Raw genomic sequence first — 25,907 nt, 5'->3', positions numbered from 1 at the left:
AAGGGCGGCATCCTCAACGATGCCGCCCTTTGTTTTATTGGTCCGGTTTATGATTGCGCTTTCGCGCACGCATTCGATTCGTATTCCATGTCGACAACGTCCCTGCTCGTTCAATCGCTGCCGGTACTCGCTCAGGGTGCCGTGCTGACCGTCAAGTTTGCCGTGCTGTCGATGGTGTTCGGCCTGCTTGGCGCCGTCGTGCTCGCGATGATGGGCATCCGGCAGAGCGAAGCCCTCGACGGCTTCGAGCGCATCTGGGTCAACGCGCTTGCGTGGCTCGCGCGCGCATACGTGAGCCTGATGCGCGGCACGCCGCTGCTCGTGCAGATCTTCGTCATCTATTACGGGCTGCCGAGCCTCGGCATCTCGCTCGACCCGACGCCGGCCGGCGTCATCGCGCTGTCCGCGAACGTCGCGGCTTACATGTCGGAAAGCATGCGCGGCGCGATCAACGGGATCGCGCGCGGCCAATGGCTCGCCGCCTACAGCCTCGGGCTGTCGTGGGGGCAGACGCTGCGTTACGTGATCGGCCCGCAGGCGCTGCGCATCGCCGTGCCGAGCCTGTCGAACAGCCTGATCAGCCTGATCAAGGACACGTCGCTCGTGTCCGTGATCACCGTGACCGAACTGCTGCGCAGCGCGCAGGAAGTGATCGCGGCGACCTATCAGCCGCTGCCGCTCTATCTCGCCGCCGCGGCCGTGTACTGGATCCTGTGCCAGATCCTCGAGTGGGTGCAGCGCTGGTACGAAAAGCGCCTGTCGCTGCCGTCGCGTCACTGAGCCGCGTGGTGCCGCCGGGCCGCGCTCGCGCGCCCGGCTTCCTCCTTCCCGCTTACTCGCCCGAATAGCGCACGCCGAGCACGGCTCGCGCCGCATCGGTCATCGCGATCATCTGGCGCGAATGGTCGTGCGTCATGATCGGGCTTTCGGTCTTGCCCGCGCGCAGCAGGTCGCAGAAATGCGCGGTTTCGTAGTTCAGCCCGCCGCCGTCGACCGGTGCGTCGAGTTCGACGGTGCGTCCGTCCGCGTAGCGGATCGTCGCACGCGCGGGGTTCCACCACTTCTCGTGAATCGTCACGTGGCCGCCGGCCGCGGCGATCAGCGCGTCGCCGCGCCCCATTACGTCGAGCCCGCAAAAGAGCTGCGCGATCCCGCCGTTCGCATGCACGCTGTTCAGGCTCGCGAACAGGTCGACACCCGTCGTACCGACACGGCCGAGCGTCTGCACGTCGAGCGCCGCGCCGAGCCAGTCGACGGCAAGAAACGTCTCGTAGATCCCGATGTCGAGCAGCGCGCCGCCCGCGCGATCGAGACGATAGACGGCATGATCCTCCGGTACCGACGACGACGCGCACCCCGCCCGTACGAGCCGGATCTCGCCGATCGGATCGTCATGCAGATGCGCACGCAACTGACGGTACAGCGGGAAGAACGGCGGCTTCATCGCTTCCATGAAGAGCAGCCCGGCATCGCGCGCCGCCTGCAGCACGGTGTCGAGTTGCGCCGCGTTCAGCGTCGCCGGCTTTTCGCACAGCACGGCCTTGCCGGCGGCCAGTGCGGCCAGCGTGTACTGTGCGTGACTGTCATGGAGCGTCGCGATGTATACCGCATCGATATCGCTCGCGAGGAGCGCTTCGAGGCTCGCGGCAGGCGTGCCGCCGCAAGTCCCGCAAAAGGCGGCCGCGGCGTCGGCGCGGCGGGCCCATGCACCGGCGAGCGTGGCGCCCGGCACGTGCGCGAGGCTTTGCGCGAAGCGGCGCGCAATGCTGCCTGCGCCGACGATGCCGAAGCGCACCGGGCGATGGTCGTTGTCGTTCATCCTGATCTTCCGTGTCGGTCGTATGGCGATGGCCGGCACGCTGCCGGCCGGCCGTCATGATAAACGGCCTGGCGGCACACGGATGAGCGACACGTGCCGCGTCAGGCTCGCATCGGCACGTCGACCGAGAAATCGCGCGAAATCTCGTCGGCGCTGAAATCGATCAGCGCGAGCGATGCCGCTTCGGCTTCACGCGGGTCGCGCCGCTCGATCGCGTCGACGACACGCGCATGCGCCTTCACCGCGATGTCGTGCGCGCCTTCCTTCTGCACGACGCGCGGATTCACGAGGCGCACTGCACCGCGCACGATCGCCGCCATCTGCTGGAAGAACTGGTTGCCGCTCGCCTGGACGATCCGGGTATGCAGCAACTCGTCCGCGGTGTCGTAGCCGGGGTCGCCCGGCTGCAGCACCTTGAACGCATCGAACGCTTCGCGAATGCCCGCGATGTCGGTCGCCGTCGCACGCACCGCCGCCTGCGCGGTTGCACGCGGTTCGATCAGCATCCGGAATTCGATGACGTCGCGCATGAACTGCGGGTCGGGTTTTGCCCGAAATCGCCAGCTCACGACATCTTCGTCGATCATGCGCCAGTCACGCATCGGCCGCACACGCGTGCCGACCTTCGGACGCACGTCGAGCATGTCGCGCGCAAGCAACATCGACAATGCTTCCCGCATCACCGTACGACTCACATCGAACTCTTTCGACAGCACGTCCTGTGGCGGCAAGATGCCGCCGTACTTGTCTTCGACGATACCCGAGACAAGCCCATCCATCACTTTGGCGACCAGTGACCGGTCTTTGCCCTGCTCCATGACACCTCCCCGTGCGTCGATTTGCGAACACCTGCTCCGCAGTTCCGCCGGCCCTGGTTACTACTGTTCTTATGATCTATAAGTTGATGAGTTCGACGATATTTCGCTATCTGGTAAACACCTGACAGGGTTATCCCTCTTTTTGACGGGGTGATTTATACGGCTAAAAAAAAGGCCCGGGAAGCGCGCTGCGCCTGCCGGGCCCCGATTTCCACAAGATTTAAACATTCAGTCCATTACAAGCGATTTCACGCCATTACGGACTGCTTCTCATTCAGATTCAGCCAGCCGGATAGACGATCGTTTCAACGCCGTTTTCCGTGCCGAGCAAGCACAGATTCGCACCACGTTCGGCGAACAGGCCGACCGTCACGACGCCCGGCCATGCGTTCACCTGCGCTTCGAAGCCGCGCGGATCGGCGATCTGCAGCCCCTTCACGTCGATGATCTCGTTGCCGTTGTCGGTGATGTACGGTGCGCCGTCCTGGGTCACGCGCAGCACGGGCACGCCGCCGAGCGCGGTCACGCGCCGGCCGATCGCCGTGCGCGCCATCGGCACGACTTCGATCGGCAGCGGGAACGCGCCGAGCACCGGCACGCGCTTGCTGGCATCGGCGATGCAGACGAACGTGTCGGCCACCGACGCGACGATCTTCTCGCGCGTCAGCGCGCCACCGCCGCCCTTGATCATCGCGCCGCTCGCGTCGATCTCGTCGGCGCCGTCGACGTACACCTGCAGCGAGTCGACCTCGTTCAGGTCGAACACCTTGATGCCGTGCGATTTCAGACGTTCGGTGGTGGCCACCGAGCTCGACACGGCGCCGCGATAGCGCGTCTTGACGACGGCGAGCGCGTCGATGAAGCAGTTGGCGGTCGAGCCGGTGCCGACACCGATCACGGCGCCTTCCGGCACGTTCTGGATCACGTAATCGGCGGCGGCCTGGCCGACGAGGCGTTTGAGTTCGTCTTGAGTCATGGAGTGATGATGCTGCGGGATTGCGGGAAACCGCCAGTTTACCGGAGTCGGCGGACGGCCCGCGTTTTTCGGCGTGCGACGTGCCGCGCGCTCAGGGCGCGCCGGCCGCCGGTGCGCTGTCCATCGGTTGCGTGCCGGGAAAGTACTTGTCGAGCAGCGCCTGCGCGATCGCGTCGCTTTCCGCGTCCGGATTGCCCGCATAGTCGGACGGCCGGAAATGCATCTGGAACGCCGCGAACACGTGGCGTGTGCGTGCGTCGAGCACGCCGTCGGTCGGCACGTCGTAGCCGTAGCGCGCGAGCTTGAGCTGTAGCTCCCGCACGTCGACGGGCGCGTGCGGATCGCGACCACCGAGCCGCGCAGCCACGGTCGCATCGTCCGGCCACGCACCGACACCGGCCTGCGCGAGCGCATGCCACGGAAACAGCGGCCCCGGATCGATCTTGCGTTGCGGCGCGATGTCGCTGTGCCCGACCACTCGCGTCGGCGGAATCCGGTAGCGCGCGACGATGTCCTTCGACAGGCGGGTCAATGCGTCGACCTGCCCGGGTGGGTAGGGCTGCCACGTGCGATTCTGCGGATCGAGCGGGCCGCGGTTCACGTTCTCGATGCCGATCGACACCGCGTTCAGCTCGGTCGCGCCCTGCCACGCGCTGACGCCCGCGTGCCATGCGCGTTGCGCTTCCGGAACGAGCTGGTAGACAACGGGCATGCCGCGCTCGGTGCGCGGCTGCGGCGGGATGACGTAATGCACGCTGACCGAATCGCCCGTCAGCGTGCGCAGCGATTTCGCCTCGTCGCTTTCGGTGTAATGCATCACGAGAAAGCGGATCCGCGAATCGGCACCGCGCGCGTGCAGGCCGGTGTCAGCGTAGTAGGTGCCGCGTTCGACGAGCGACGGCGACGTACAGGCCGCCAGCAGGCACAGCACGGCGCACGACGCGCCAATTCGAAACAAGGTCATCGGTCGCGGGCTCCGGGGAGCCGCGTGCGGCATCGCATCGCCGCACGCGTCGTTCGGATCATCGAGGCCCGCGCGTGTCGCGCGGGACAGGTTGCGTCAGCCCTTCACGCGCCGCTGGCGCACGGCTTCGTACAGGCACACGCCGCTGGCGACCGACACGTTCAGGCTCTCCACGCTGCCGGCCATCGGGATGCTCATCACTTCGTCGCAGGTATCGCGCGTCAGCCGGCGCATGCCTTCGCCTTCCGCACCCATCACGAGCGCGACGGGGCCGTCGAGCTTCGTTTCGTAGAGCGTCGCCGACGCCTCGTCCGACGTGCCGATGACCCACACACCGGCTTCCTTCAGCTCGCGCAGCGCGCGGGCGAGGTTCGTCACCGTGATGTACGGCACCGTATCGGCTGCGCCGCTCGCGACCTTGGCCGCGGTCGCGTTCAGGCCGACCGCACGGTCGCGCGGCGCGATCACTGCATGCGCGCCGGCCGAATCGGCGACACGCAGGCATGCGCCGAGGTTGTGGGGATCGGTGACGCCGTCGAGCACGAGCAGCAGCGCGGGACCCTGGATGCCGTCGAGCAGTTCCGACAGGTTCTGCGCGAGCGGCACGTCCTCGACGCGTGCGACGACGCCCTGATGGCGCTCGGTGTGCGCCAGGCCCCACAGGCGCGTTTCGTCGGCCGCGATCAGCCGCACGCCCGCTTCCTTCGCGGTGTGCAGGAAGTCCTGCATGCGGCGGTCGCGGCGCGTCTGGTCGTACAGCACCTCCGCAACCGTCGATGCATCGTGCCGCAAACGTGCGGTCACCGCATGAAAACCGTAAAGAACCTTCAGACGTGACATGACTGGAACAACCTTCGATCAAACGTGCGGCCGCACGACGTGCGCAGCCGCGATCCATGGAAAAGGAAAGCGCCGCGTGGCCGGCCGATGACCGGTGACGCGGCGTCTCTCGATACTGCAGGGCATGCGCGTGCGCCGCCCCGAACGCTCAATACTTCTTGCGGGCGTGCGTCTTCTTCGCAGTCGGCTTCGCCGGCGCACCGCCACCGCCGCCGCCGCCGCCGCCCTTCTTCTTCGCGGCGGAACGCGCGGCGCGCGCGTCCTTCACCGCGACGCTCGGCGCGCTCGCGGCCTTCTTGCGACGCGGAGCGGACTCCTCCGCCTGCGGCAGCGCGCGCACGCGCGGACCGTTGCCGTTACCGCTGCCGTTACGCTCGGCGCCGGCGGCAGCCGGCGCAGGCGACGGACGCGGCGCCTTCACCGGCGTATCGCGCACGAGACGGAAATCGATCTTGCGCGCATCGAGATCGACGCGGCTCACCTGCACGCGCACGCGATCCGACAGGCGATAGCGGATCCCCGTTCGTTCGCCGCGCAGCTCGTTCTTGATCTCGTCGTACTGGAAGTAGTCCGAGCCGAGTTCCGTCACATGCACGAGCCCTTCGATGAACAGCGTGTCGAGCTGCACGAAGATGCCGAACGACGTCACGCCGTTCACCATCCCGCCGTACTCCTCGCCGAGCTTGTCGCGCATGAAGTAGCACTTGAGCCACGCTTCGACGTCACGCGACGCTTCGTCCGCACGACGCTCGTTCGCCGAGCAGTGCAGGCCGAGCTCTTCCCAGATCGCCGTGTTCGAACGCGAGCGGCCGCGCGATTCGTCGTCGGCCTGCTGCATTGCGCGCGCGCGCGGCGACAGCGCCGTGTTCAACTCGAAGCCTTCCGGCGCCTTCGGCACGTACTTCTTGCCGGACAGGATCGCGTAGATCGCACGGTGCGTGAGCAGGTCGGGATAGCGGCGAATCGGGCTCGTGAAGTGCGCGTACGCCTCGTAGGCGAGACCGAAGTGGCCGATATTGTCCGGGCTGTAGACGGCCTGCTGCATCGAACGCAGCAGCATCGGCTGCAGCATTTGCGCATCGGGCCGGTCGCGGATCTGCGCCATCAGCGCCGCGTAGTCGCTCGCATGCGGCTTGTCGCCGCCGCCGAGCGACAGGCCCATCCCGCGCAGGAAGGCGCGCAGGTTCTCGAGCTTCTCCGGCGTCGGCCCCGCGTGCACGCGGTACAGGCCCGGATGCTTGTTGCGCTTCAGGAAATCGGCCGCGCAGACGTTCGCGGCCAGCATGCATTCCTCGATCAGCTTGTGCGCATCGTTGCGCTGGCGCGGCACGATCTGTTCGATCTTGCCCTGCGAGTTGCAGACGATGTAGGTCTCGGTCGTGTCGAAATCGATCGCACCGCGCTTCTGGCGTGCAGCGAACAGCGACTTGTAGACGCCGTACAGGTCCTGCAGGTGCGGCAGCAGATCGGCGCGACGCGCGGCCTCCGGCCCCTTCGTGTTCGACAGCACGGCGGCGACTTCGGTGTACGTCAGGCGCGCCGCCGAATGGATCACGGCCGGATAGAACTGGTACGCCTTGATCTCGCCGCGCGCGGTGATCACCATGTCGCACGCGAGCACGCAGCGGTCGACGTGCGGATTCAGCGAGCACAGGCCGTTCGACAGTTTTTCCGGCAGCATCGGGATCACGCGGCGCGGGAAATACACCGACGTGCTGCGCTCGAGCGCATCGGCATCGAGCCCGGTGCCCGGCTGTACGTAGTGCGACACATCGGCGATCGCGACGATCAGCCGGAAGCCGTCGCCGCGGCCGACCTTGACCGGCTCGCAGTAAACGGCGTCGTCGAAGTCGCGGGCGTCCTCGCCGTCGATCGTCACGAGCGGCACGTCGCGCAGGTCGACGCGGAAACGCAGGTCGGTCGGCCGCACCTTGTCGGGCAGCGCAGCGGCTTCGTCGAGCGCCGGCTGGCTGAATTCGTGCGGCACGCCGTACTTGCGCACCGCGATCTCGATTTCCATGCCCGGATCGTCGATGTCGCCGAGCACTTCCACGACACGGCCGAGCGGCTGCGAATGACGGCTCGGGAAATCGGTCAGCTCGACGACGACGACTTGACCGACCTTCGCCTTCTTCACGTTCTGCGTGATCAGGATGTCGTGGCCGATGCGCTTGTCTTCCGGCGCGACGATCAGCGCGCCGTTCTCGTTGAGCAGACGGCCGATCACGCGCTTGTTCGCGCGCTCGGTGACTTCGACGACATGCCCTTCCGGACGACCGCGGCGATCGTAGCCGACGATCCGCGCGAGCACGCGATCGTTGTGCATCACCTTCTGCATTTCGCCGTTCGGCAAAAACAGGTCGTCCTGACCGTCGTCGCGGATCACGAACCCGTAGCCGTCGCGATGCCCCTGCACGCGCCCGGCGACGAAGTTCGACGGATGAGTCAACTGGTAATGGCCGCGCTTGTCGAGGCGGATCTGGCCGTCGCGTTCCATCGCGGCGACACGCCGGAAGAACCCCTCGCGCTCCTGACGCTTGATCGACAGTGCTTCGGCGATGTCGTTGGCGGCCAGCGGCGCGTCGCTCGTACGCAGCACGCCGAGAATTTCTTCACGGCTCGGAATGGGGTACGGATATTTGCTCAAGGGTTTGTCGATGGTTGTTCTCGTTGCGTTGATTGATGGTGCACGGCATCAACATAGAGGTGTCCGTCAGACAGTTCTATATTGACGGCGGCGGCCCATTCTATCACCCGCCTGTGTCGCCAAATGACGGGAATGCCGCCGGCAGGCGCGATGGCAGCCGGTTTACGATGCATCGCAAAAAAGTGTTGACACGAATAATTGGGGCGCTATAATTTCGCTTCTTTGCAGCAAGCAGCTCACTGCAAAACGTGCCCAGGTGGCGGAATTGGTAGACGCACTAGGTTCAGGTCCTAGCGGTGGCAACATCGTGGAGGTTCGAGTCCTCTCCTGGGCACCATCTGTATTTTGAAAAGGTCGGCTTCTAGCCGGCCTTTTTTCATTTCCGCGCCCGCATCGCGATGCGGCCGTCATCGGCCTTATGTCCGCCGTTCCGATCGATAGCAGAATTAATCGGTTATCAATCGCCCTTCCCGTTGTTACGTTAGCCGCCTTGCTTGCAACGTATCCAACGAGGAGCACGCTTCATGACGTCGATGAACCGCCGCGCGTTCGCGCGCGCGATGCTGGCCGCAGGCCTCACCGCCGCAGGCGTCCGGGTGCGCGCCGAAAATGCGCCTGCCGCCCTGCGCATCGGCTATCAGAAGTCGTCGACGCTCATCACGCTGCTGAAGACACGCGGCACGCTCGAACAGGCGCTGACACCGCTCGGCCTGCGTGTGTCATGGCATGAATTCGCGAGCGGATTGCCGCTGACCGAAGCACTCAACGTCGGCGCCGTCGACTTCAGCGCCGACGTGGCCGATACGGTTCCAGTCTTTGCGCAAGCCGCACATGCGCGCTTCGTGTACGTCGCGCAGGAAGCACCTTCGCCGAAGGCACAGGCGATCGTCGTCAAGCAGGACAGCACGCTGCGCACTCTCGCCGACCTCAAGGGCAAGCGCATCGCGGTCACGAAGGCGGCCGGCAGCCATTACCTGCTGCTTGCCGCACTCGCACGCGCGAAACTCGCGCCCGCCGATGCCGCGATCCACTACCTGACACCCGCAGACGGCCGCGCCGCATTCGAGCGCGGCAGCGTGGACGCATGGATCACCTGGGATCCTTATGTCGCATCGGTCGACAGGAATCCCGACGTTCGGATTCTGGCCGACGGCGACGGACTCGCGTCGTACCAGCGCTACTACCTTGCATCGAGCAGTTTCGCTGCTGCGCGGCCCGACGTCGTCCAGATCCTGTTCGACCAGTTGTCGCAGGCCGGCACGTGGCTGCGCGACCATCCGCAGGAGGCCGCGGAAACGCTCGCGCCGATCTGGGGGCTCGACGCTGCGACGATCGCACGCGCGAACGCGCGACGCAGCTACCTCGTCCGCGCCGTGGCCGCGCAAAACTTCGGCGAACAGCAGAAGATCGCCGACACGTTCCTCGCGGCCGGACTGCTGCCCGCCCGCGTCGATACCGGCCAGGCGCAGCGCTGGAATTTCACGGCGAAACGTGCGGAGCCGGTCCACGCATGAAGGCCCGCCACGCACGGGCGCCATATTTTTATCGCTTCGGATGAAATTGTGTTGACAGACTCCGCCGACACGCTAGAATAGCGGTCTTCGCACTGCAGCAAGCGAAACGTGCCCAGGTGGCGGAATTGGTAGACGCACTAGGTTCAGGTCCTAGCGGTGGCAACATCGTGGAGGTTCGAGTCCTCTCCTGGGCACCACTCGATTGAGAAAAAAGGTCGGCTTCTAGCCGGCCTTTTTTCATTTCCGGCACCGGAATCGATGTGCATGCGCGCACCGACATCGATGACTTACGTTCGCCGCCACGCGCTTGCACGCACTGCCCGCCCCGCCCGAACACGCCCGACCAATTATTTTCGTTCGCGACCTCAAATAGTGTTGACAGCCTCGATAGACGCGCTATAATTTCCCTTCTTTGCAGCAAGCAGCTCACTGCAAAACGTGCCCAGGTGGCGGAATTGGTAGACGCACTAGGTTCAGGTCCTAGCGGTGGCAACATCGTGGAGGTTCGAGTCCTCTCCTGGGCACCACTCGATTGAGAAAAAAGGCCGGCTTTTAGCCGGCCTTTTTTCATTTCCGGCGCCAGAATCGCACCTCGCCCCGATCACGCGCACCGCGTGCCGGATGCCGCCTCTCGCCATCTTCGCGTACGGACATACCGCTTCGGTTTCCGCGACCAGCGCACGCGCGATCATCAAGATCGACGCCCGGCATGCCGACCTCGACATCCAGTTCGATCTCGAACAGGCCATCCGACGGATCGCGCTGAATCGTTGCGCTCGCCGAGATCGCCAGATCCGTCGGCAGGCGAATCCTGTGCTTCATCGCGACCAGCGTCAGCGCACCGTGAAAACATGCCGCAAACCCGGCGGCAAACACCTGCTCCGGGTTCGTGCCGCCGCGCGCACCACCCAATTCCATCGGCAAACGCAACGACAGTTCGCGTTCGCTCGATGCCACGCGCGCGCCCGGACGATCGGCCGTGCGCCGATTCGCCACCGGTGACGACGACCGTCGTCGTGTAAAGCAGCAGCGGCTCGCTGCCGGCAAGCGATCAGGCAACGACACTGAAGGTCGTGTCGTGCGTTGCATGGGTTTCTCGCGGAAGAAGACACGGCGCGATCCCGATCGCACCATGCCGGATGTTCAAGAGCGATTCCGAACCGTACGATCCCGCACCGCCGGGCTTCGCCTCGTGCGGGTTACGGCGATACGTGCAATCCCGCGGGAAATCGTGGCGTGCTGGTCCATCCCGGCTCATCAGACGAATGCCACATTTCCCGATTTCCAGGCACTCGCGATCGATCCCCGGTTCCCCATGCCGGCACGTACCCTCCCCGTCACAAGACAAAACCGGGATTTCCCTAGGCTGACATGCCGGCGCTCACGCGGTTAAATAAATCAACGTGATTTATTTAATGCGCCGCCAAGCGGTGCGACATGGAAGGAGACGCCATGAGAAGCCCGCACTTCGGCCAGGGAAGCAATTCGGCCAACGTGCGCCGTTACAACGAGCGCCTGCTGCTGAAGACGCTGCGCCGCGTGGGCAGCGCGTCGAAGGCCGACCTCGCCCGTCTCGCGAACATGACGGGCACGGCGGTCGGCAGCATCATCGAATCGCTCGCCGACGCGAAGCTGATCGAATTCGCTGGCCGCACCGAAGGCCAGCGCGGCCAGCCCGCCTCGTTGATCCGCCTCGACCCGCGCGGCGCGTTCGGCATCGGCGTCCATCTCGACCGGATGCGCATCGAGACCGCGCTCGTCAACTTTGCAGGCGACGTGCTCGGCCGACGCTCGCACGACACGCTGCTGCCGCCCCCCGCCGACGTGCTCGAAATCGTGCGTCACGACATCGGCGCGATGCAGGCCCTGCTCCCCGACCATGAACGCGCGCGCCTGACCGGCATCGGCGTCGCGCAGCCCTACAACCTCGGCGCGTGGATGCGCGAGCTGGGCCTCGCGCCCGACACGTTCCGTACATGGGAAGACGTCGATTTCGCGGCCGACCTCGGCCGCACGCTGTCGCTGCCGGTCTTCGGCGAAAACGACGGCAACGCGGCCGCGATCGCCGAACTGTTCTACGGATACGGCCGGCAGTGCGACGATTTCGTCTACCTGTTCATCGGGCCGGCGATCGGCGGCGGCATCGCGATCGATGGCGACTGCCTGCGCGGCGTGACCGGCAATGCGGGCGACATCGCCGTGATTCCGGTACCGCCGAGCCGGCTCGCCTCCGCACCGCCGCCGCGCGGCCCGTGGGACATCCTGCTCGCGCGCGCGTCGCTGCATGCACTCGTGCGCCATCTGCGCCATCACGGCGAGACGGTCGACAACCGCGCCGATCTCGAAGCATGCATCGCCCGCGGCCTGCCGGCCGTCGACGAATGGATCGACGATTGCGTCGACGCGCTTGCGCCCGCGTTGCGCGCGGTGCTGTGCGTGGTCGATGCGCCGGTGGTCGTGCTCGACGCCGACACCGATGCGGGCCTGCTCGACGCGGTCACGACGCGCCTGCGCTCGGCGCTGGTCGCCACCGCGCCCGAAGCGCGCGGCACGCCGACGCTCGTACGCGGTACGTTCGGTGCCGACGCCGGCGCGATCGGCGCGGCCACGCTGCCGATGTTCTTCAACTTCTCCCCGCGGGCCGGCATCCTCAAGGGCGCCCGCACCGACTCGCAGGAGGTCAACCATGTCGCGATCTGAGTCGCCCCGTCCTTTGCTCGAGATGCGCGGGATCAGCAAGACGTTCCCGGCCGTACGCGCGCTCGACAACGTCAGCCTGACCGTCTATCCCGGCGAGATCCATTCGCTGATGGGCGAGAACGGCGCGGGCAAATCGACGTTGATGAAGATCCTGTCGGGCGCGTATCGCGCCGATGCCGGCGGCGAGATCCTGATCGACGGCGAACGCATCGACATCGACAGCCCGCTCGCCGCGCGCGATGCCGGCGTCGCGGTGATCTACCAGGAGCTGTGCCTGTCGCCGAACCTGACCGTCGCGGAAAACATCTACATCGGCCGCGAACTGCGGCGCGGCAACCGGCGCTGGGGCACGATCGACCGCGCGGCGATGGCGCGCGGCTGCCAGGACGTGCTCGCGCGCCTGGGTGCGCCGTTCGGGCCCGACACGCTCGTCGATACGCTGTCGATCGCCGAACAGCAGCTCGTCGAAATCGCGCGCGCCGTGCACACCCGCGCCCGCATCCTTGTGATGGACGAACCGACCACTCCGCTGTCGTCGCGCGAGACGGAACACCTGTTCAGCCTGATCCGCCAGTTGCGCGAGGAAGGCCTCGCGATCATCTACATCAGTCACCGGATGGCGGAGATCTACGAACTGTCCGACCGCGTGTCGGTACTGCGCGACGGCGCGTACGTCGGTACGCTCGAACGCGCCTCGCTGTCGGCCGATCGGCTCGTCGCGATGATGGTCGGCCGCGACATTTCCGGCTTCTACAAGAAGGAGCACGCGCAGTACGACCCCGGCCACCTGCTGCTGTCGGTCCGCGACATCGCCGACGGCGCACGCGTGCGCGGCTGCAGCCTCGACCTGCACACCGGCGAAGTACTCGGCGTCGCGGGGCTCGTCGGCGCGGGCCGCACGGAACTCGCGCGGCTGATCTTCGGCGCCGAACCGCGCGTGCGCGGCGACGTGAAGCTGGGCGACCGCACGTTCGGCGCACACTCGCCGCGCGACGCGATCGACGCGGGGCTCGTCTACCTGACCGAGGACCGCAAGCGCCAGGGCCTGTTCCTCGACATGAGCGTGCGCGACAACATCAACATCTCGGTATGCAACCGTGACGCCCGGCTCGGCGCACTCGACCTCGCACGCGGCGCCGAACGTGCGCGCGACGCGATCGCGTCGTTGTCGATCCGCGTCCCCCACGCGAACGTCAACGTCGGCGCGCTGTCCGGCGGCAACCAGCAGAAAGTGCTGCTGTCGCGGCTGCTCGAGACGAAGCCGCGCGTGCTGATCCTCGACGAACCGACGCGCGGCGTCGACATCGGCGCGAAATCCGAGATCTACCGGATCATCAACGAACTGGCCCGTGCCGGCGTGGGTGTGATCGTGATCTCGAGCGAGCTTCCGGAAATCATCGGCGTCGCGGATCGCGTGCTCGTGATGCGCGAAGGCGAGATCGCAGGCGAACTCGGCGGCCACACGCACACGCCCATCACGCAGGAAGCGATCATCGCGCTCGCCACCGGCTCGCAGGCCGAACTCGCGGACGCGCACTGAGCCCGCCCCTTCATTTCACTCTTACATTCAGGTTACCGAAATGATCAACCCGACCAAGCAGCGGAACCTCGCTTCCGCGACGGCCCATCCGGTGGCCAACCGTACGCCCCTGATGCGCGGCGCCGATCATCGCGCCCGCATGCAATCGCTGATCCGCACGGCCGGCATGCTGCCGGTGCTGCTGATCCTGTGCGTCGGCTTCGGCTTCCTGACCGACGGCTTCTTCACGCTGCAGAACCTGTCGATCGTCACGCAGCAGGCATCGATCAACATCGTGCTCGCGGCCGGCATGACCTTCGTGATCCTGACGGGCGGCATCGACCTGTCGGTCGGCTCGGTGCTCGCCGCTGCGGCCGTCGCCGCGCTGCTCGCGTCGACGATTCCCGGCTGGGGCTGGCTCGGCGTGCCGTTCGCACTCGTCGTCGGCCTCGTGTTCGGCGCAATCAACGGCGGGCTGATCTCGTTCCTGCGCCTGCCGCCGTTCATCGTCACGCTCGGCGCGATGACGGCCGTGCGCGGCGTCGCGCGCCTGATCGGCAACGACACGACCGTGTTCAATCCGCAACTGCCGTTCGCGTTCATCGGCAACGGCTCGATCCTCGGCGTGCCGTGGCTCGTCGTGATCGCATGCGCGGTGATCGCGATCTCGTGGTTCATCCTGCGCCGCACGGTGCTCGGGATGCGGATCTATTCGGTCGGCGGCAATCCGGAAGCCGCACGCCTGTCGGGCATCAACGTGCGGGCGATCCAGATGTTCGTCTATGCGGCGTCGGGGCTGCTGGCCGGCCTCGGCGCGGTGATGTCGGCCGCGCGGCTCTATGCGGCCAACGGCCTGCAGCTCGGCCAGTCCTACGAACTCGACGCGATCGCCGCGGTGATCCTCGGCGGCACGAGCTTCGTCGGCGGCGTCGGCTCGATCGTCGGCACGCTGATCGGCGCGCTGATCATCGCCGTCCTGACGAACGGCCTCGTGCTGCTCGGCGTGTCCGACATCTGGCAGTACATCATCAAGGGGCTCGTGATCATCGGCGCCGTTGCGCTCGATCGCTATCGCCAGCGCGATTCCGCGCGCACCTGATCCCTTCCCGTCGATTCCACCTTGCGGCGCAGGCCGGACCGCCTGCGCCCGTTCGCCAACCAACCTCACGGAGACACCACGACATGTTCAAGCACACCGCCGCCCTGACCGCCGTCGCCTGCGCGCTCGCCTTCGGCGCTGCCGCCGCCCATGCGGCCGACAAGCCGCTCAAATCGATCGGCGTCACGGTCGGGTCGCTCGGCAACCCGTACTTCGTCACGATCGTCAAGGGCGCCGAAGCACGCGCGAAGCAGCTCAATCCGAATGCGAAGGTCACGGCCGTCTCGGCCGACTACGACCTGAACAAGCAGTTCACGCAGATCGACAACTTCATCTCCGCACACGTCGACATGATCCTGCTCAACGCAACCGATCCGAAGGCGATCGAACCGGCGGTGAAGAAGGCGCAGGCGGCCGGCATCACGGTCGTCGCGATCGACGTCGCCGCGGCCGGCGCGAATGCGACCGTACAGACCAACAACGTGAAGGCCGGCGAACTCGCGTGCGACTACATCGCGAAGAAGCTCAACGGCAAGGGCAACGTGATCATCGAGAACGGCCCGCAGGTATCGGCCGTGATCGATCGCGTCAACGGCTGCAAGACCGTGCTCGCGAAAAACGCCGGCATCAAGCTGCTGTCGAGCGATCAGGACGGCAAGGGCTCGCGCGAAGGCGGGATGAACGCGATGCAAGGCTACCTGACGCGCTTTCCGAAGCTCGACGCGGTGTTCACGATCAACGACCCGCAGGCGATCGGCAGCGACCTCGCCGCGAAGCAACTGAACCGTCCGGGCATCGTGATCACGTCGGTCGACGGCGCACCCGACATCGAAGTCGCGCTCAAGTCCAACACGCTCGTGCAGGCGTCGTCGAGCCAGGATCCGTGGGCGATGGCGCAGCAGGCCGTGAACGTCGGCTACGGGATCATGAACGGCCAGAAGCCGGCCAATCCGATGATCCTGATCGAGCCGACGCTCATCACGCGCGACAACGTGAAGACCTACAAGGGCTGGAGCACGCCGCGCTGATCGCGCCGCCCCGCTGCCCGCCGAACCCGGGCGGTGCAGGGCCGCGCCGCCATGCGAGACGGCCCGCACTGCCCGCTTTCTTGGATCAACCGCCGTACGGCCGTGCGCAACGCCACGGCACAAGGTTTCGACATGACGACGACGTTCCCCCGCCTGATCGTATTCGGCGAAGCGCTGACCGATTTCATCCGCGACGACGCACAGCACTGGCACAGCGTCGCTGGCGGCTCATGCTGGAACGTCGCACGCGTCGGCGCGCGGCTCGCCGTGCCGACGGCCTTCGCCGGCACGGTCAGCCGCGACACCTTCGGCGACGAGCTGATGCGCAAGAGCGCCGACGCCGGGCTCGACATGCGCTTCATCCGGCAGGTCGACCGCGCGCCGCTGCTCGCGATGGTCGTGTCGAAGCAGCCGCCCCACTATTTCTTCATCGGCGAGAACAGCGCCGATCTCGCATTCGATCCGGCCGACCTGCCCGCCGGATCCTTCGACGCGGCAGAGATCGTGCACGTCGGCTCGCTCGGCGTCGTGCGCGAGCCGCTCGCGTCACGCCTGATCGAGGTCGCACAGGCCGCGCGTGCGGCCGGCAAGCGGATTTCGTTCGACCCGAACTTCCGGGCGCCGATGGCTGCGCCGTCGTATCGCGACACGCTGCGCCGGCTGGCCGCGCTCGCCGACTGGATCAAGGTATCCGACGAAGATCTGCGCGGGCTGTTTCCCGAACTCGACGAGGCGGCCGCGCTCGCGCAACTGCGCGAATGGGCGCCCGACGCGACGATGCTCGTCACGCACGGCGCATCGGGCATGCAACTCCTGCATCGCGACACCGTGCTGTTCCAGCCCGCATTCCCGACCGAAGTCGCCGACACGGTCGGTTGCGGCGACGCGAGCGTCGGCGGCTGGCTCGCGAGCCAGCTTACGCGCCCCGATGCGGCGGCCGTCGAACATCTGCGCTACGCGGCCGCCTGCGCGTCGGTGGCCTGCGCGCATGCAGGCGCCTATGCGCCGACGGCCGGGGAAGTGGCCGGCATGATCGATCGCACGGCCAGCGCCGCCGCGCTTTCGCAATAGACGGCGCCGTCGCGCCACAGTGTCAGGCGGCGGTCGTTCCGCCGCTGCCGTCCGGCGGCATGCCTGCCGTCAGCAGTTGCAGGCTCTCGTCGACGCTCAGTTCCGACATCGCGTCGTCGTGCAGCGTATCGTCCGCCGCGCGGCGCAGCGCATGCAACGCATGCACCTTGAGCCGGACGATCGCGAGCCGCAATCCGCGCGCCGCGCATTCGGCGGCAAAGGTACGCAACGATTCGATCGTCGTACCGTCGACATCCGGCGTTTCCTCGAGACTCAGCATCACGGTATGCGTGTCCGGCGCGGCCTTCATCAGCGCACGCACGCGATTCAGCATCCGGTCCGCATTCGCGAAGAACAGTTGCGCCTCGGGCCGCACGATCAGCACGCCCGGCACCGGCTTCGCGTCGGCATGGCTCGCGACGTCGACGAAGTCGTGGCTGTCGCGCAGCCGGCCGAGCACGCTGACGTTCGGTTCGGACAGCTTGCGCAGCGTCAGCAGCAGGCTCACGCCGATGGCCGCGAGCAAGCCGTGCAGCACGCCGAGCACGAGTACCGCGAGCAGCGCCGCGATTACCACGAGCCGGTCGCGATGCCACGCCCAGTACGGCCGGAACACGGACGGATGCAGCGAGTGGCTGACCGCGAAGATCACGATGGCGGCAAGCACGGGCTCCGGCGTGCGCGCGAGTTGCGGCAGCAGCAGCCAGACGATCAGCGCGACCACGCCGGCCGCCCACAGGCCGGCAAAGCGCGACTGCGCACCGGCCGCCTCGTTCGCCGACGTCGCCGAATAGCCGGCGCCCACCGGCATCCCGTGCAGCAGCCCCGACACGAGGTTCGCGCAGCCGAGCGCCACGAGGTCGCGGTTCGGCGACACGGTATCGCCATGCTTGAGCGCAAAGTTGCGGATCGAACCGTACGACTCCGCATACAGGATCAGCATCAGCGCGAACGCGAGTTCGACCGTCTGCATCCACGCGTTGCGGTCGAGATGCGGCAGGCCGAATTCGAGGTGCCGGAAGTCGATATGGCCGACGATCGCGATCCCGTATCGCTGCCAGTCGATCGCATAGCCGGCCGCGATCGACAGCACGATCACGACGAGCGTCGCGGGCACGCGCGAGCGGCGCCCGAGCGCGAACAGCAACGCCAGCGCGAGCGCACCGAGCACGACGCTCGCGAGGTTCGCATGCGGCGCGCCGGTGATCAGGTCGAGCGCGACGCGCGGCGCATCGCTGTGCTGCACGGAAATCGCGAGGATCTTCGGCAACTGCTTGATGACGATCGTCAGCGCGAGACCGAACGTGAAGCCGCGCAGCACCGGCCGTGCGACGAAATCCGACATGCCGCCGAGCCGCGCGGCGCCCGCGAGGATGAACAGCACGCCCGTCATCGCAACGAGCGCCGCCGCGAGCGCGAGCTGCGCGGCCAGCGCCATCCCCGACTCGGCGAGCACGGTTGCCGCGAGCACCGCGGCCGACGACGACGTCGACGACACGATCGCGAAGCGGCTGCTGCCCGTCAGCGCATAGACGACGAGCCCCGACAGCAGCGCGATCAGGCCGGCCTGCGGCGGCAGGTTGGCGAGCCCCGCATACGCGACCGCTTCGGGAATCAGCAGCCCGGCGATCGACAGGCCGGCCAGCGCATCGAGGCCGATGCGCCGCCTGGGCGGCGGCGAAGCCGCATCGAGCGCGGCGAAATGGTCCGCATGCTGCGGGCCGGCGTCGGGGCGGATCGGGGCAGTCGTCATGAGCGGTCGGCGCCGTGCGCCGGTCAGGGTTTGACGGCGATGACGCCCGACCAGCCGGGCAGATAGCGCGCATCCTGCTCGTGTGCGCGATGCAGCGCGACGTCGAGCGCCTTCGCGAAATTCTTGCGGATCTGGTCGAGCGACACGTGCTGGCGCAGGTAATCGGCCCACAGGAATTCGCTGAACGGCGTTGCGTCCTTCGCATAGCCGCCCGCCGTGCGCAGCTCGCCGGCGAGGCTGCGGTACGGATCGTCCTCGAGCCCCGTCAGCGCCTTCGGCAAGTGCGCATAGTCGCGCCGCGAGCCGTCCGCGCCGAACGGATGCACCCACTGGTTGTGTTCCATCATCCGCCAGAAGATCGTGTCGTCGAGCCACGACAGATCCTTCAGCAGCATCGCGTTCACGCGCGACTCGCCCTCCTCGATCAGCGCGAGGCCGAGGTGGTGATGATCGGTGATGTAGTGCATCCCGTCCGGGCCGAGGATCGCCGGGAACCAGTGCGATTCGATCGCGGCCTTGCGCGCACGCTTGTTGAGCGCCTTCCAGTGCTTGCGCTTCGCCTTGACTTCGCGATAGCCGACCGTCATCTGCGTCGGACGCAACGCGTCGAGCCGGACGGGAATGAGATGAACGTCGTTGCCGAGTGCCATGGTCGTACCCCATGTTGCGAAATTCCGGCAACGATACTCCTGATCGCGCGAGCCGTTAATACGTCATGACCTCGATACGCGTGCGGTTGACGATCTCTGACACCCGCCGCGCGCACGACGCGGCGTTACGTGCGCAGATCGTTGCGTTCGAGACGATGGCGAATGTAAGGAATGCCGTCGTTCACGACGCTCACGCGGCGCATCCCGAGCTTGTGCGCAACGTTCAGCGAGCCGCTGTTGGCTTCCGCGATGTCGGCGATCACGCGCGGCAGGCGCACGGTGTCGAACGCGTGCCGCACGACGGCCTGCGCGGCCTCGCTCGCGATACCGCGCCCCCAGGTCGCGCGCACGAGCCGCCAGCCGATCTCGACGTCGTGCGCCCCGTCCACATAGTCGGGAATCAGCAGGATCCAGCCGACGAATGCATCGGGCGCCGTCTTCTCGAAGATCGACCAGTAGCCGAGGCCCGGCGGATAGTCGCGCGTGATCCGGTGCGTGACGAAGCGGCGATGCTCGACGGGGTCGTGCCACGGGCCCGCGATGTGCCGCGTGACCTCTGGATCGCGATCCATCGCGACGCACGCATCGAGATCGGCCAGCACGCGCGGACGCAGCCACAGCCTGGCTGTTTCGAGCACGGGCAATTCGGCGGCGGAACGTTCATTCATCCGGACTCCTGATTCGGTGACGATGCGCATCGAACGCATTACAGAATGGATACAAAAAGCCTTCCGGAATGATACAGACACCTGTCGCGGGTCTCGCGCGGCCCCGTTTCCGTTTCCGAAACAGTTCATTTCGTAGGGATTATTCCCGATTCGGGGGTATCGCGCCCCGCATCGCGCAGCGCGGACGCCTACACTCGATCCATGCCCCCGCGCCGCGCGCCGGCCGGGCCGGCATCCGCATGCACAATCCGCATGCACATCGTGCGCGCACAAGCCAACGTGGAGACCTCGGACATGAGCTGGACCCGCGAACAACGCAACGTCACGATCGCCGCCTACCTGGGCTGGACGCTCGATGCGTTCGATTTTTTCCTGATGGTTTTCGTGCTGAAGGATATCGCCGCGGAATTCGCGTCGACGATCCCCGCGGTCGCGTTCGCACTCACACTGACGCTCGCGATGCGCCCGCTCGGCGCGCTGATCTTCGGCCGGCTTGCAGACCGCTTCGGGCGCCGCCCGACACTGATGGTCAATATCGCGTGCTACTCGCTGCTCGAACTTGCGTCGGGTTTCGCGCCGAGCCTCACCGCGCTGCTCGTACTGCGCGCGCTGTTCGGCATCGCGATGGGCGGCGAATGGGGCGTCGGCTCCGCGCTGACGATGGAGACCGTGCCGACCCATGCGCGCGGCTTCGTGTCGGGACTGCTGCAGGCCGGCTACCCGAGCGGCTACCTGCTCGCGTCCGTCGTGTTCGGCCTGTTCTACCAAACCATCGGCTGGCGCGGCATGTTCATGGTCGGCGTGCTGCCCGCGCTGCTCGTGCTGTACGTCCGGGCGCACGTGCCCGAATCGCCGGCGTGGAAGCAGATGGAGAAGCGCCCGCGCCCGAGCCTCGGCGCCACGCTGAAGCAGAACTGGAAGCTCACGATCTACGCGATCGTGCTGATGACCGCGTTCAACTTCTTCTCGCACGGTACGCAGGATCTCTATCCGACCTTCCTGCGCGAACAGCATCACTTCGATCCGCATACCGTGTCGGGGATCACGATCGTGCTCAACATCGGCGCGATCGTCGGCGGCCTGTCGTTCGGTGCGATCTCGGAGCGGATCGGCCGGCGCCGCGCGGTCTTCATCGCCGCGTTGATCGCATTGCCCGTGCTGCCGCTGTGGGCGTTCTCGAGCGGCCCGGTTGCGCTCGCAGCAGGCGCGTTCCTGATGCAGATCTCGGTACAGGGCGCGTGGGGCGTGATTCCGGTTCACCTGAACGAGATCTCGCCCGACGAAATCCGGGCCACCTTCCCCGGCGTCGTCTATCAGCTCGGCAACCTGCTCGCGTCCGGCAACGCGACGATGCAGGCGTCGCTCGCCGTTTCGAACGGCAACAACTACGGCTTCGCGCTCGCGCTCGTGGCCGGCATCGTCGCCGTTGCGATCGCCGTGCTGATCCTGTTCAGCCGCGAACGGCGCGGTATCGACATGACGCAATCGGTCAATACGCGTAGCACGGTCGGCTAAACCCGCACCTTGCGGCACCGCATCATCGCGCGCGCCCCGTCCCGCCGGGGTCGCGCACCGCACTTTCCGCATTCGCACATCGAACTAGAGGAATTTGTCCAGATTCCCCGCTTGCCCGCTCCGCCCGCGATTTTTTATCTTAATAAAAACGACTGTTTGAATCAGATAATCAAATCACCTGTTCGCGGCCGGGAAACCGGCATGGGAGGCGGAACATGGCAGTAAGTCAGGAGGGGCGGCCATCCGCGGGACGGCCGTCCGGGGCACGGTCATCCGGCACTCGGCAGACCGGCGGGACGAAGGCGCGCATCCTCGATGCGGCCGAGGATCTCTTCATCGAGCACGGCTTCGAAGCGATGTCGATGCGGCAGATCACGTCGCGCGCGGCGGTCAACCTCGCGGCGGTCAACTACCACTTCGGCAGCAAGGAAGCGCTGATCCACGCGATGCTGTCGCGCCGGCTCGACCAGCTCAACCAGGAGCGCCTCGGCATCCTCGACCGCTTCGATGCGCAGCTCGGCACGCACATCACCTGCGAGCACGTGCTCGGCGCGATGTTCATTCCCGCGCTGAAGGCGTCGCGCAATCCCGAGCGCGGCGGGCCCGGGTTTCTCCGGCTGATCGGCCGCGCGTACACCGATCCGTCGCCGTTCGTGCGCAACTTCCTGACCGCGCACTACGCGAGCGTCGCGGGCCGCTTCTTCGACGCGTTCCAGCGCGCGTTGCCGCATCTGCCGCGCACCGAGCTCGGCTGGCGGCTGCACTTCGCGATCGGCGCACTGTCCGGCGCGCTCGCGGGCGCCGAAACGGAAAGCCTGATCGACGAGTTCTCGCAAGGACGCACGATGAACGACGTGCAGATGATCGCGCGGCTGTCGTCGCTGATCGTCGCCGCGCTGAAGGCGCCGATGCCCGACAGCGCGCAACTGTCGATCTTCGCGGCGGTACTCGACGACGCGGGTGCGAGCGAAGCGTTCGGGTTGCCGCAGTCGGGCGCGACGACCGCCGATACGGCGACGCTGCATTCCACGAACTGAGCGCGCGAAGCCACGCGCGGCTTCCTGTTCACGATTTGATTGATACGCGCGGTCATGCAGGGCGTCGAGGCGCCCGCACCGACCGGCCGCGAAGCACGGGGCATGGGCAGGCGCCGAAGCGCCCGCCTGCCCTCGCCGAGAGCCAAGACCGGAGACACGTCATGTCATCTTCCGCAGCAACCACCGCGGCCCAGGTTCCGCCGAACACCGACGGCATCTGGTACGCGTCGTACCCGCCCGGCGTCCCGCACGAAATCGACGTCGCGCAATACGCGTCGCTCGTGCAGTTCTTCGACGAATGCACGACCCGCTTCGCCGACCGCGTCGCGTACGTGAGCGCCGGCGCGTCGATGACCTATCGCACGCTCGCCCGGAAGGTCGACGCGTTCGCGTCGTACCTGCAAAGCCTCGGCGTGAAGCCGGGCGACCGCGTCGCGATCATGCTGCCGAACACGTTCCAGTATCCGGTCGCGCTGTTCGGCACGCTGAAGGCCGGCGCGATCGTCGTCAACGTGAACCCGCTCTACACCGTGCGCGAACTCGCGCACCAGCTGAAGGACAGCGGCGCGCAGACGATCGTCGTGTTCGAGAACTTCGCGCGCACGCTGCAGGATGCGCTGCCGGAAACGCAGGTGAAGAACATTGTCGTCACCGCGCTCGGCGACCTGCTCGCCGACGGCTTCAATGCGAAAGGACGCCTGATCAATTTCGTCCTGAAGTACGTGAAGAAGCTCGTGCCCGCCTATCACCTGCCGCAGGCCATCCGGCTGCGCTCCGCCCTCGCGCTCGGCGCGCGCGGCAAGCCGCAGCGCGTGCAGACGACGCGCGACGACCTCGCGTTCCTGCAGTACACGGGCGGCACGACCGGCGTCGCGAAAGGCGCGATGCTCACGCACGGCAACCTGATCGCGAACCTGCTGCAGGCAAAGGCCTGGATCGCCGACCAGGTGTCGGGCGACGTCGAAACCGTGCTCACGCCGTTGCCGCTTTATCACATCTATTCGCTGACGGTGAACGCGTTCATCTTCATGGGACTCGGCGGGCGCAACATCCTGATCGCGAACCCGCGCGACATGAAGATGGTGATGAAGATCATCCGCAACGAAACGTTCACGGGGATCACGGGCATCAACACGCTGTACAACGCGTTCCTCGACAACGAGGAATTCCGCAAGCGCGATTTCTCGAAGCTCAAGCTCGCGATGGCGGGCGGGATGGCGATGCAGCGCGCGGTCGCGGAGCGTTTCCAGCAGGTGACGGGGCGGCCGGTCGTCGAAGGCTACGGCCTCACCGAATGCTCGCCGATCGTCACGATGAATCCCGTGGACCTGAACGACATGGCCGCATTCAGCGGGTCGATCGGCCTGCCCGCGCCGTCCACCGTCGTGCGCTTTCGCCGCGAGGACGGCACCTGGGCCGCCATCGGCGAGCCGGGGGAGCTGTGCGTGCATGGCCCGCAGGTAATGCGCGGCTACTGGCAGCGCCCCGACGAGACGGCCAAGGTGATCGACGCCGACGGCTGGCTCGGCACCGGCGACATCGGCGTGATGGACGAGCGCGGCTTCATCCGCCTCATCGACCGCAAGAAGGACATGATCCTCGTGTCGGGCTTCAACGTGTATCCGAACGAGATCGAGGAAGTGCTCGTGATGCATCCCGGCATCAGCGAAGCCGCGGCAATCGGCATTCCCGACGAGGTACAGGGCGAACGGATCAAGGTGTTCGTCGTGCGCCGCGACCCGTCGCTGACGGTCGACGACGTGCTCGCGCACTGCCGCAAGAACCTGACCGGCTACAAGATGCCGAAATTCGTCGAGTTCCGCGACGCGCTGCCGCAGACCAACGTCGGCAAGATCCTGCGCCGCGCGCTGCGCGACGAGGAACTCGCCAAGATCAAGGCCGCGAAGCAAGGCTGAACGATCCATCGCTCCGGGAGATGCTGTCGATGAACGAAGGAATGAAGCGCCGTACGCGGCATGCCGCCACGGCAGCCGCTTGCGTGCTGTCGCTCGCACACGCGGGCCTGCATGCTCAGGAAACGGCCGGCGCCGCGAGCGCGGCACAGGAAGTCGCGCTGCCGGCGGACCTCGCGAAGGTCACGCACGAGCCGCTCGTGCAACAGGCGCGCTGGTTGCGCACGGCAGCCCAGCACGGCACGCTCGCGCAGCTCGACGACGCGACGCTGACGGCGCTCTTCAAGGCGCTCGATCCGCTCGCCGTGCCGCTCTACATCCGTAACGGTCCCAACGGCTACCCGTCGTACCAGTTCACGATGGTGCGCCAGGAGCGCATCAGCGGAAAATGGTCCGACACGCCCGACCGCATGCTCGTGAAGACGACCCGCGAGCCGCTGCGCGTGTATGCGAAATGGCTGCCGGGCGGCGCCCATGCCGGACAGGAGACCATCTACGACACGACCCAGCGCAAGGACGAGATGTACGGCCATCTCGGCGGCCTGCTCGGCAAGATTCCGCTGTGGACGGCGATCGACGGCGCACTGGCGCGCGCCCAGTCGAATCACCAGGTGAAGGATCTCGGCACCGAGTTCATCACGAACCTGTACCTGACCGAAGGGAAGAAATACCTGGAAGCCGGCGTGCAGCGGCCAACCAATGTGGAAGTCCGAACGATCAGCGGCGTACGTGTTGTCACGCTCACCTACGAAACGCCGACCGGCCGGCCGCAGTTCTATGCGAAAAAGGAAATCCTCGGGCTCGACCTGCACGCCCCGTATTTCCGGACCGTCGAGTCCTATGACAACGACGGCAAGATCTTCGAGCGGATCGTCATCGAGAAAATCGCGCCGGCGACCCTCGACGACACCGCATTCGACCCGAAAAACCCCGACTACGCGTTCTGATTCGCGCCGCCGGTGCGGGCCTCGGGTTCAATCGTCATCGTCGTCGCCGTGGTGCTTGCGCCAATGCTTGTAGTAGTGCTTGCGCCACTTCCGGTAACGATCGTCGTCGTCATCGCCGTAGTAGCCGTATCCGTAGCCCGGATAGGCGACGACGGCCGGCTGCGGCGCCACATAGACCGGTGCCGGCTCGACATAGACCGGTGCGACCGGTACGCCGATGCCGACCGACAGGTCGACATGCGCCATTGCACTGCCGGAAACAAGCCATGCCATGCTCCCGATCACCCCTGCCACTTGTCTCTTGTTCATGCTGCGGATCCCTGACAAGCCGGCCCGCCCGGCTCACGCAAGCAATATAAGGATGGCGCCCGTGCCGAGGTGATACCGCGCTGCGAGAGTCGTAACGCAACGTAACGAAACGGCTTTGGC

At 66.4% G+C, this 25,907-nt stretch carries 22 protein-coding genes and 3 tRNA genes; 14 read left to right on the top strand and 11 right to left on the bottom strand.

All coding sequences use genetic code 11. The features are described 5' to 3' along the window. Positions 1 to 87: 87 nt before the first annotated feature. The gene (locus tag BLA15945_RS02945; RefSeq protein WP_006484207.1) at positions 88 to 780 is read left to right on the top strand and encodes an amino acid ABC transporter permease; all 693 of its coding nucleotides are present in this window, start codon (positions 88 to 90) and stop codon (positions 778 to 780) included. Between the two features lie 52 nt (positions 781 to 832). Here BLA15945_RS02945 and BLA15945_RS02940 read toward each other — a convergent pair whose 3' ends face one another. From BLA15945_RS02940 to rnr, 6 genes are all read right to left on the bottom strand, one after another. Beyond that, on the bottom strand, positions 833 to 1,819 hold the full coding sequence (locus BLA15945_RS02940) for a Gfo/Idh/MocA family protein (RefSeq protein ID WP_059234592.1): 987 nt from the start codon (positions 1,817 to 1,819) through the stop codon (positions 833 to 835). 101 nt (positions 1,820 to 1,920) lie between these two features. Beyond that, positions 1,921 to 2,637: a FadR/GntR family transcriptional regulator gene (locus BLA15945_RS02935; RefSeq protein WP_059234593.1), complete on the bottom strand. Its 717-nt coding sequence runs from the start codon at positions 2,635 to 2,637 to the stop codon at positions 1,921 to 1,923. Between the two features lie 280 nt (positions 2,638 to 2,917). After that, on the bottom strand, positions 2,918 to 3,613 hold the full coding sequence (rpiA, locus tag BLA15945_RS02930; protein ID WP_059234595.1) for a ribose-5-phosphate isomerase RpiA: 696 nt from the start codon (positions 3,611 to 3,613) through the stop codon (positions 2,918 to 2,920). Positions 3,614 to 3,704: 91 nt separating this feature from the next. Beyond that, positions 3,705 to 4,577 carry an N-acetylmuramoyl-L-alanine amidase gene (locus BLA15945_RS02925; RefSeq protein ID WP_059234597.1) on the bottom strand — a complete coding sequence of 291 codons (873 nt, stop codon included), beginning with the start codon at positions 4,575 to 4,577 and terminating at the stop codon, positions 3,705 to 3,707. Between the two features lie 96 nt (positions 4,578 to 4,673). After that, complete coding sequence (rlmB, locus tag BLA15945_RS02920) at positions 4,674 to 5,417, bottom strand: 23S rRNA (guanosine(2251)-2'-O)-methyltransferase RlmB (RefSeq protein ID WP_174991438.1); 744 nt, start codon at positions 5,415 to 5,417, stop codon at positions 4,674 to 4,676. Positions 5,418 to 5,565: 148 nt separating this feature from the next. Next, a complete protein-coding gene (rnr, locus tag BLA15945_RS02915) occupies positions 5,566 to 8,064 on the bottom strand; it encodes a ribonuclease R (protein ID WP_174991437.1) in 2,499 nt (832 codons plus the stop codon). 250 nt (positions 8,065 to 8,314) lie between these two features. On the opposite strand from rnr, the gene BLA15945_RS02910 reads away from it, so the two are divergent. The 4 genes from BLA15945_RS02910 to BLA15945_RS02895 all read left to right on the top strand — a co-directional run bounded on the left by BLA15945_RS02910 (position 8,315) and on the right by BLA15945_RS02895 (position 10,105). After that, positions 8,315 to 8,401, top strand: a tRNA-Leu gene (locus tag BLA15945_RS02910). Between the two features lie 187 nt (positions 8,402 to 8,588). After that, on the top strand, positions 8,589 to 9,578 hold the full coding sequence (locus tag BLA15945_RS02905) for an aliphatic sulfonate ABC transporter substrate-binding protein (protein ID WP_174991436.1): 990 nt from the start codon (positions 8,589 to 8,591) through the stop codon (positions 9,576 to 9,578). Positions 9,579 to 9,688: 110 nt separating this feature from the next. Next, positions 9,689 to 9,775 (top strand) — tRNA-Leu (locus BLA15945_RS02900). 243 nt (positions 9,776 to 10,018) lie between these two features. Further along, positions 10,019 to 10,105: transfer RNA gene (locus BLA15945_RS02895), tRNA-Leu, on the top strand. 40 nt (positions 10,106 to 10,145) lie between these two features. Here BLA15945_RS02895 and BLA15945_RS02890 read toward each other — a convergent pair. After that, positions 10,146 to 10,535, bottom strand: a complete 390-nt coding sequence (locus BLA15945_RS02890; RefSeq protein WP_320205685.1) for an OsmC family protein — start codon at positions 10,533 to 10,535, stop codon at positions 10,146 to 10,148. 495 nt (positions 10,536 to 11,030) lie between these two features. Between BLA15945_RS02890 and BLA15945_RS02885 the strand changes: the two genes are divergently transcribed. The 5 genes from BLA15945_RS02885 to BLA15945_RS02865 all read left to right on the top strand — a co-directional run bounded on the left by BLA15945_RS02885 (position 11,031) and on the right by BLA15945_RS02865 (position 16,995). Then, positions 11,031 to 12,278, top strand: coding sequence for an ROK family protein (locus BLA15945_RS02885; RefSeq protein ID WP_059236793.1), 1,248 nt, complete (start codon positions 11,031 to 11,033; stop codon positions 12,276 to 12,278). After that, positions 12,265 to 13,818 (top strand): sugar ABC transporter ATP-binding protein, encoded by a 1,554-nt coding sequence (locus BLA15945_RS02880; protein WP_174991435.1) that lies wholly within the window; start codon positions 12,265 to 12,267, stop codon positions 13,816 to 13,818. The genes BLA15945_RS02885 and BLA15945_RS02880 overlap by 14 nt, the downstream gene beginning before the upstream one ends. A 40-nt stretch (positions 13,819 to 13,858) precedes the next feature. Then, entirely contained in the window at positions 13,859 to 14,896 is a 1,038-nt protein-coding gene (locus BLA15945_RS02875; protein ID WP_059234608.1) for an ABC transporter permease subunit, read from the top strand. Positions 14,897 to 14,979: 83 nt separating this feature from the next. Further along, positions 14,980 to 15,924 carry an ABC transporter substrate-binding protein gene (locus BLA15945_RS02870; RefSeq protein ID WP_059234610.1) on the top strand — a complete coding sequence of 315 codons (945 nt, stop codon included), beginning with the start codon at positions 14,980 to 14,982 and terminating at the stop codon, positions 15,922 to 15,924. Between the two features lie 132 nt (positions 15,925 to 16,056). Continuing rightward, complete coding sequence (locus BLA15945_RS02865) at positions 16,057 to 16,995, top strand: carbohydrate kinase family protein (protein WP_174991434.1); 939 nt, start codon at positions 16,057 to 16,059, stop codon at positions 16,993 to 16,995. 22 nt (positions 16,996 to 17,017) lie between these two features. Here the strand turns inward: BLA15945_RS02865 and BLA15945_RS02860 are convergent, their stop codons facing one another. The 3 genes from BLA15945_RS02860 to BLA15945_RS02850 form a co-directional block, all read right to left on the bottom strand. Beyond that, positions 17,018 to 18,748 carry a SulP family inorganic anion transporter gene (locus tag BLA15945_RS02860; RefSeq protein WP_174991433.1) on the bottom strand — a complete coding sequence of 577 codons (1,731 nt, stop codon included), beginning with the start codon at positions 18,746 to 18,748 and terminating at the stop codon, positions 17,018 to 17,020. A gap of 23 nt (positions 18,749 to 18,771) precedes the next feature. Then, entirely contained in the window at positions 18,772 to 19,398 is a 627-nt protein-coding gene (locus BLA15945_RS02855; protein ID WP_174991432.1) for a ParB-like protein, read from the bottom strand. A gap of 125 nt (positions 19,399 to 19,523) precedes the next feature. After that, on the bottom strand, positions 19,524 to 20,066 hold the full coding sequence (locus BLA15945_RS02850; RefSeq protein ID WP_174991431.1) for a GNAT family N-acetyltransferase: 543 nt from the start codon (positions 20,064 to 20,066) through the stop codon (positions 19,524 to 19,526). Positions 20,067 to 20,360: 294 nt separating this feature from the next. Between BLA15945_RS02850 and BLA15945_RS02845 the strand changes: the two genes are divergently transcribed. From BLA15945_RS02845 to BLA15945_RS02830, 4 genes are all read left to right on the top strand, one after another. Next, a complete protein-coding gene (locus BLA15945_RS02845; protein ID WP_174991430.1) occupies positions 20,361 to 21,581 on the top strand; it encodes an MFS transporter in 1,221 nt (406 codons plus the stop codon). A gap of 215 nt (positions 21,582 to 21,796) precedes the next feature. Next, positions 21,797 to 22,618, top strand: a complete 822-nt coding sequence (locus BLA15945_RS02840) for a TetR/AcrR family transcriptional regulator (protein ID WP_043182625.1) — start codon at positions 21,797 to 21,799, stop codon at positions 22,616 to 22,618. A 161-nt stretch (positions 22,619 to 22,779) separates the two neighbouring features. Then, positions 22,780 to 24,534, top strand: a complete 1,755-nt coding sequence (locus BLA15945_RS02835) for an AMP-binding protein (protein ID WP_174991429.1) — start codon at positions 22,780 to 22,782, stop codon at positions 24,532 to 24,534. Positions 24,535 to 24,563: 29 nt separating this feature from the next. Next, the gene (locus BLA15945_RS02830) at positions 24,564 to 25,478 is read left to right on the top strand and encodes a DUF1571 domain-containing protein (protein ID WP_174991428.1); all 915 of its coding nucleotides are present in this window, start codon (positions 24,564 to 24,566) and stop codon (positions 25,476 to 25,478) included. A gap of 27 nt (positions 25,479 to 25,505) precedes the next feature. Here the strand turns inward: BLA15945_RS02830 and BLA15945_RS02825 are convergent, their stop codons facing one another. After that, positions 25,506 to 25,787, bottom strand: coding sequence for a PXPV repeat protein (locus BLA15945_RS02825; RefSeq protein ID WP_174991427.1), 282 nt, complete (start codon positions 25,785 to 25,787; stop codon positions 25,506 to 25,508). Between the last annotated feature and the right edge of the window lie 120 nt (positions 25,788 to 25,907).

Origin of the sequence: Burkholderia arboris (assembly GCF_902499125.1) — a bacterium.
In the GTDB taxonomy this organism is placed as follows: Bacteria; Pseudomonadota; Gammaproteobacteria; order Burkholderiales; family Burkholderiaceae; genus Burkholderia; species Burkholderia arboris.
This window is presented reverse-complemented; position numbering and strand designations above follow the sequence as displayed.

Bases quoted from the DNA above. Each gene is read 5' to 3' on its own strand.
- BLA15945_RS02945 (WP_006484207.1), top strand. From the start codon at position 88: ATGTCGACAACGTCCCTGCTCGTTCAATCGCTGCCGGTACTCGCTCAG.
- BLA15945_RS02940 (WP_059234592.1), bottom strand. From the start codon at position 1,819: ATGAACGACAACGACCATCGCCCGGTGCGCTTCGGCATCGTCGGCGCA.
- BLA15945_RS02935 (WP_059234593.1), bottom strand. From the start codon at position 2,637: ATGGAGCAGGGCAAAGACCGGTCACTGGTCGCCAAAGTGATGGATGGG.
- rpiA (WP_059234595.1), bottom strand. From the start codon at position 3,613: ATGACTCAAGACGAACTCAAACGCCTCGTCGGCCAGGCCGCCGCCGAT.
- BLA15945_RS02925 (WP_059234597.1), bottom strand. From the start codon at position 4,577: ATGACCTTGTTTCGAATTGGCGCGTCGTGCGCCGTGCTGTGCCTGCTG.
- rlmB (WP_174991438.1), bottom strand. From the start codon at position 5,417: ATGTCACGTCTGAAGGTTCTTTACGGTTTTCATGCGGTGACCGCACGT.
- BLA15945_RS02905 (WP_174991436.1), top strand. From the start codon at position 8,589: ATGACGTCGATGAACCGCCGCGCGTTCGCGCGCGCGATGCTGGCCGCA.
- BLA15945_RS02885 (WP_059236793.1), top strand. From the start codon at position 11,031: ATGAGAAGCCCGCACTTCGGCCAGGGAAGCAATTCGGCCAACGTGCGC.
- BLA15945_RS02880 (WP_174991435.1), top strand. From the start codon at position 12,265: ATGTCGCGATCTGAGTCGCCCCGTCCTTTGCTCGAGATGCGCGGGATC.
- BLA15945_RS02875 (WP_059234608.1), top strand. From the start codon at position 13,859: ATGATCAACCCGACCAAGCAGCGGAACCTCGCTTCCGCGACGGCCCAT.
- BLA15945_RS02870 (WP_059234610.1), top strand. From the start codon at position 14,980: ATGTTCAAGCACACCGCCGCCCTGACCGCCGTCGCCTGCGCGCTCGCC.
- BLA15945_RS02865 (WP_174991434.1), top strand. From the start codon at position 16,057: ATGACGACGACGTTCCCCCGCCTGATCGTATTCGGCGAAGCGCTGACC.
- BLA15945_RS02860 (WP_174991433.1), bottom strand. From the start codon at position 18,748: ATGACGACTGCCCCGATCCGCCCCGACGCCGGCCCGCAGCATGCGGAC.
- BLA15945_RS02855 (WP_174991432.1), bottom strand. From the start codon at position 19,398: ATGGCACTCGGCAACGACGTTCATCTCATTCCCGTCCGGCTCGACGCG.
- BLA15945_RS02850 (WP_174991431.1), bottom strand. From the start codon at position 20,066: ATGAATGAACGTTCCGCCGCCGAATTGCCCGTGCTCGAAACAGCCAGG.
- BLA15945_RS02845 (WP_174991430.1), top strand. From the start codon at position 20,361: ATGAGCTGGACCCGCGAACAACGCAACGTCACGATCGCCGCCTACCTG.
- BLA15945_RS02840 (WP_043182625.1), top strand. From the start codon at position 21,797: ATGGCAGTAAGTCAGGAGGGGCGGCCATCCGCGGGACGGCCGTCCGGG.
- BLA15945_RS02835 (WP_174991429.1), top strand. From the start codon at position 22,780: ATGTCATCTTCCGCAGCAACCACCGCGGCCCAGGTTCCGCCGAACACC.
- BLA15945_RS02830 (WP_174991428.1), top strand. From the start codon at position 24,564: ATGAACGAAGGAATGAAGCGCCGTACGCGGCATGCCGCCACGGCAGCC.
- BLA15945_RS02825 (WP_174991427.1), bottom strand. From the start codon at position 25,787: ATGAACAAGAGACAAGTGGCAGGGGTGATCGGGAGCATGGCATGGCTT.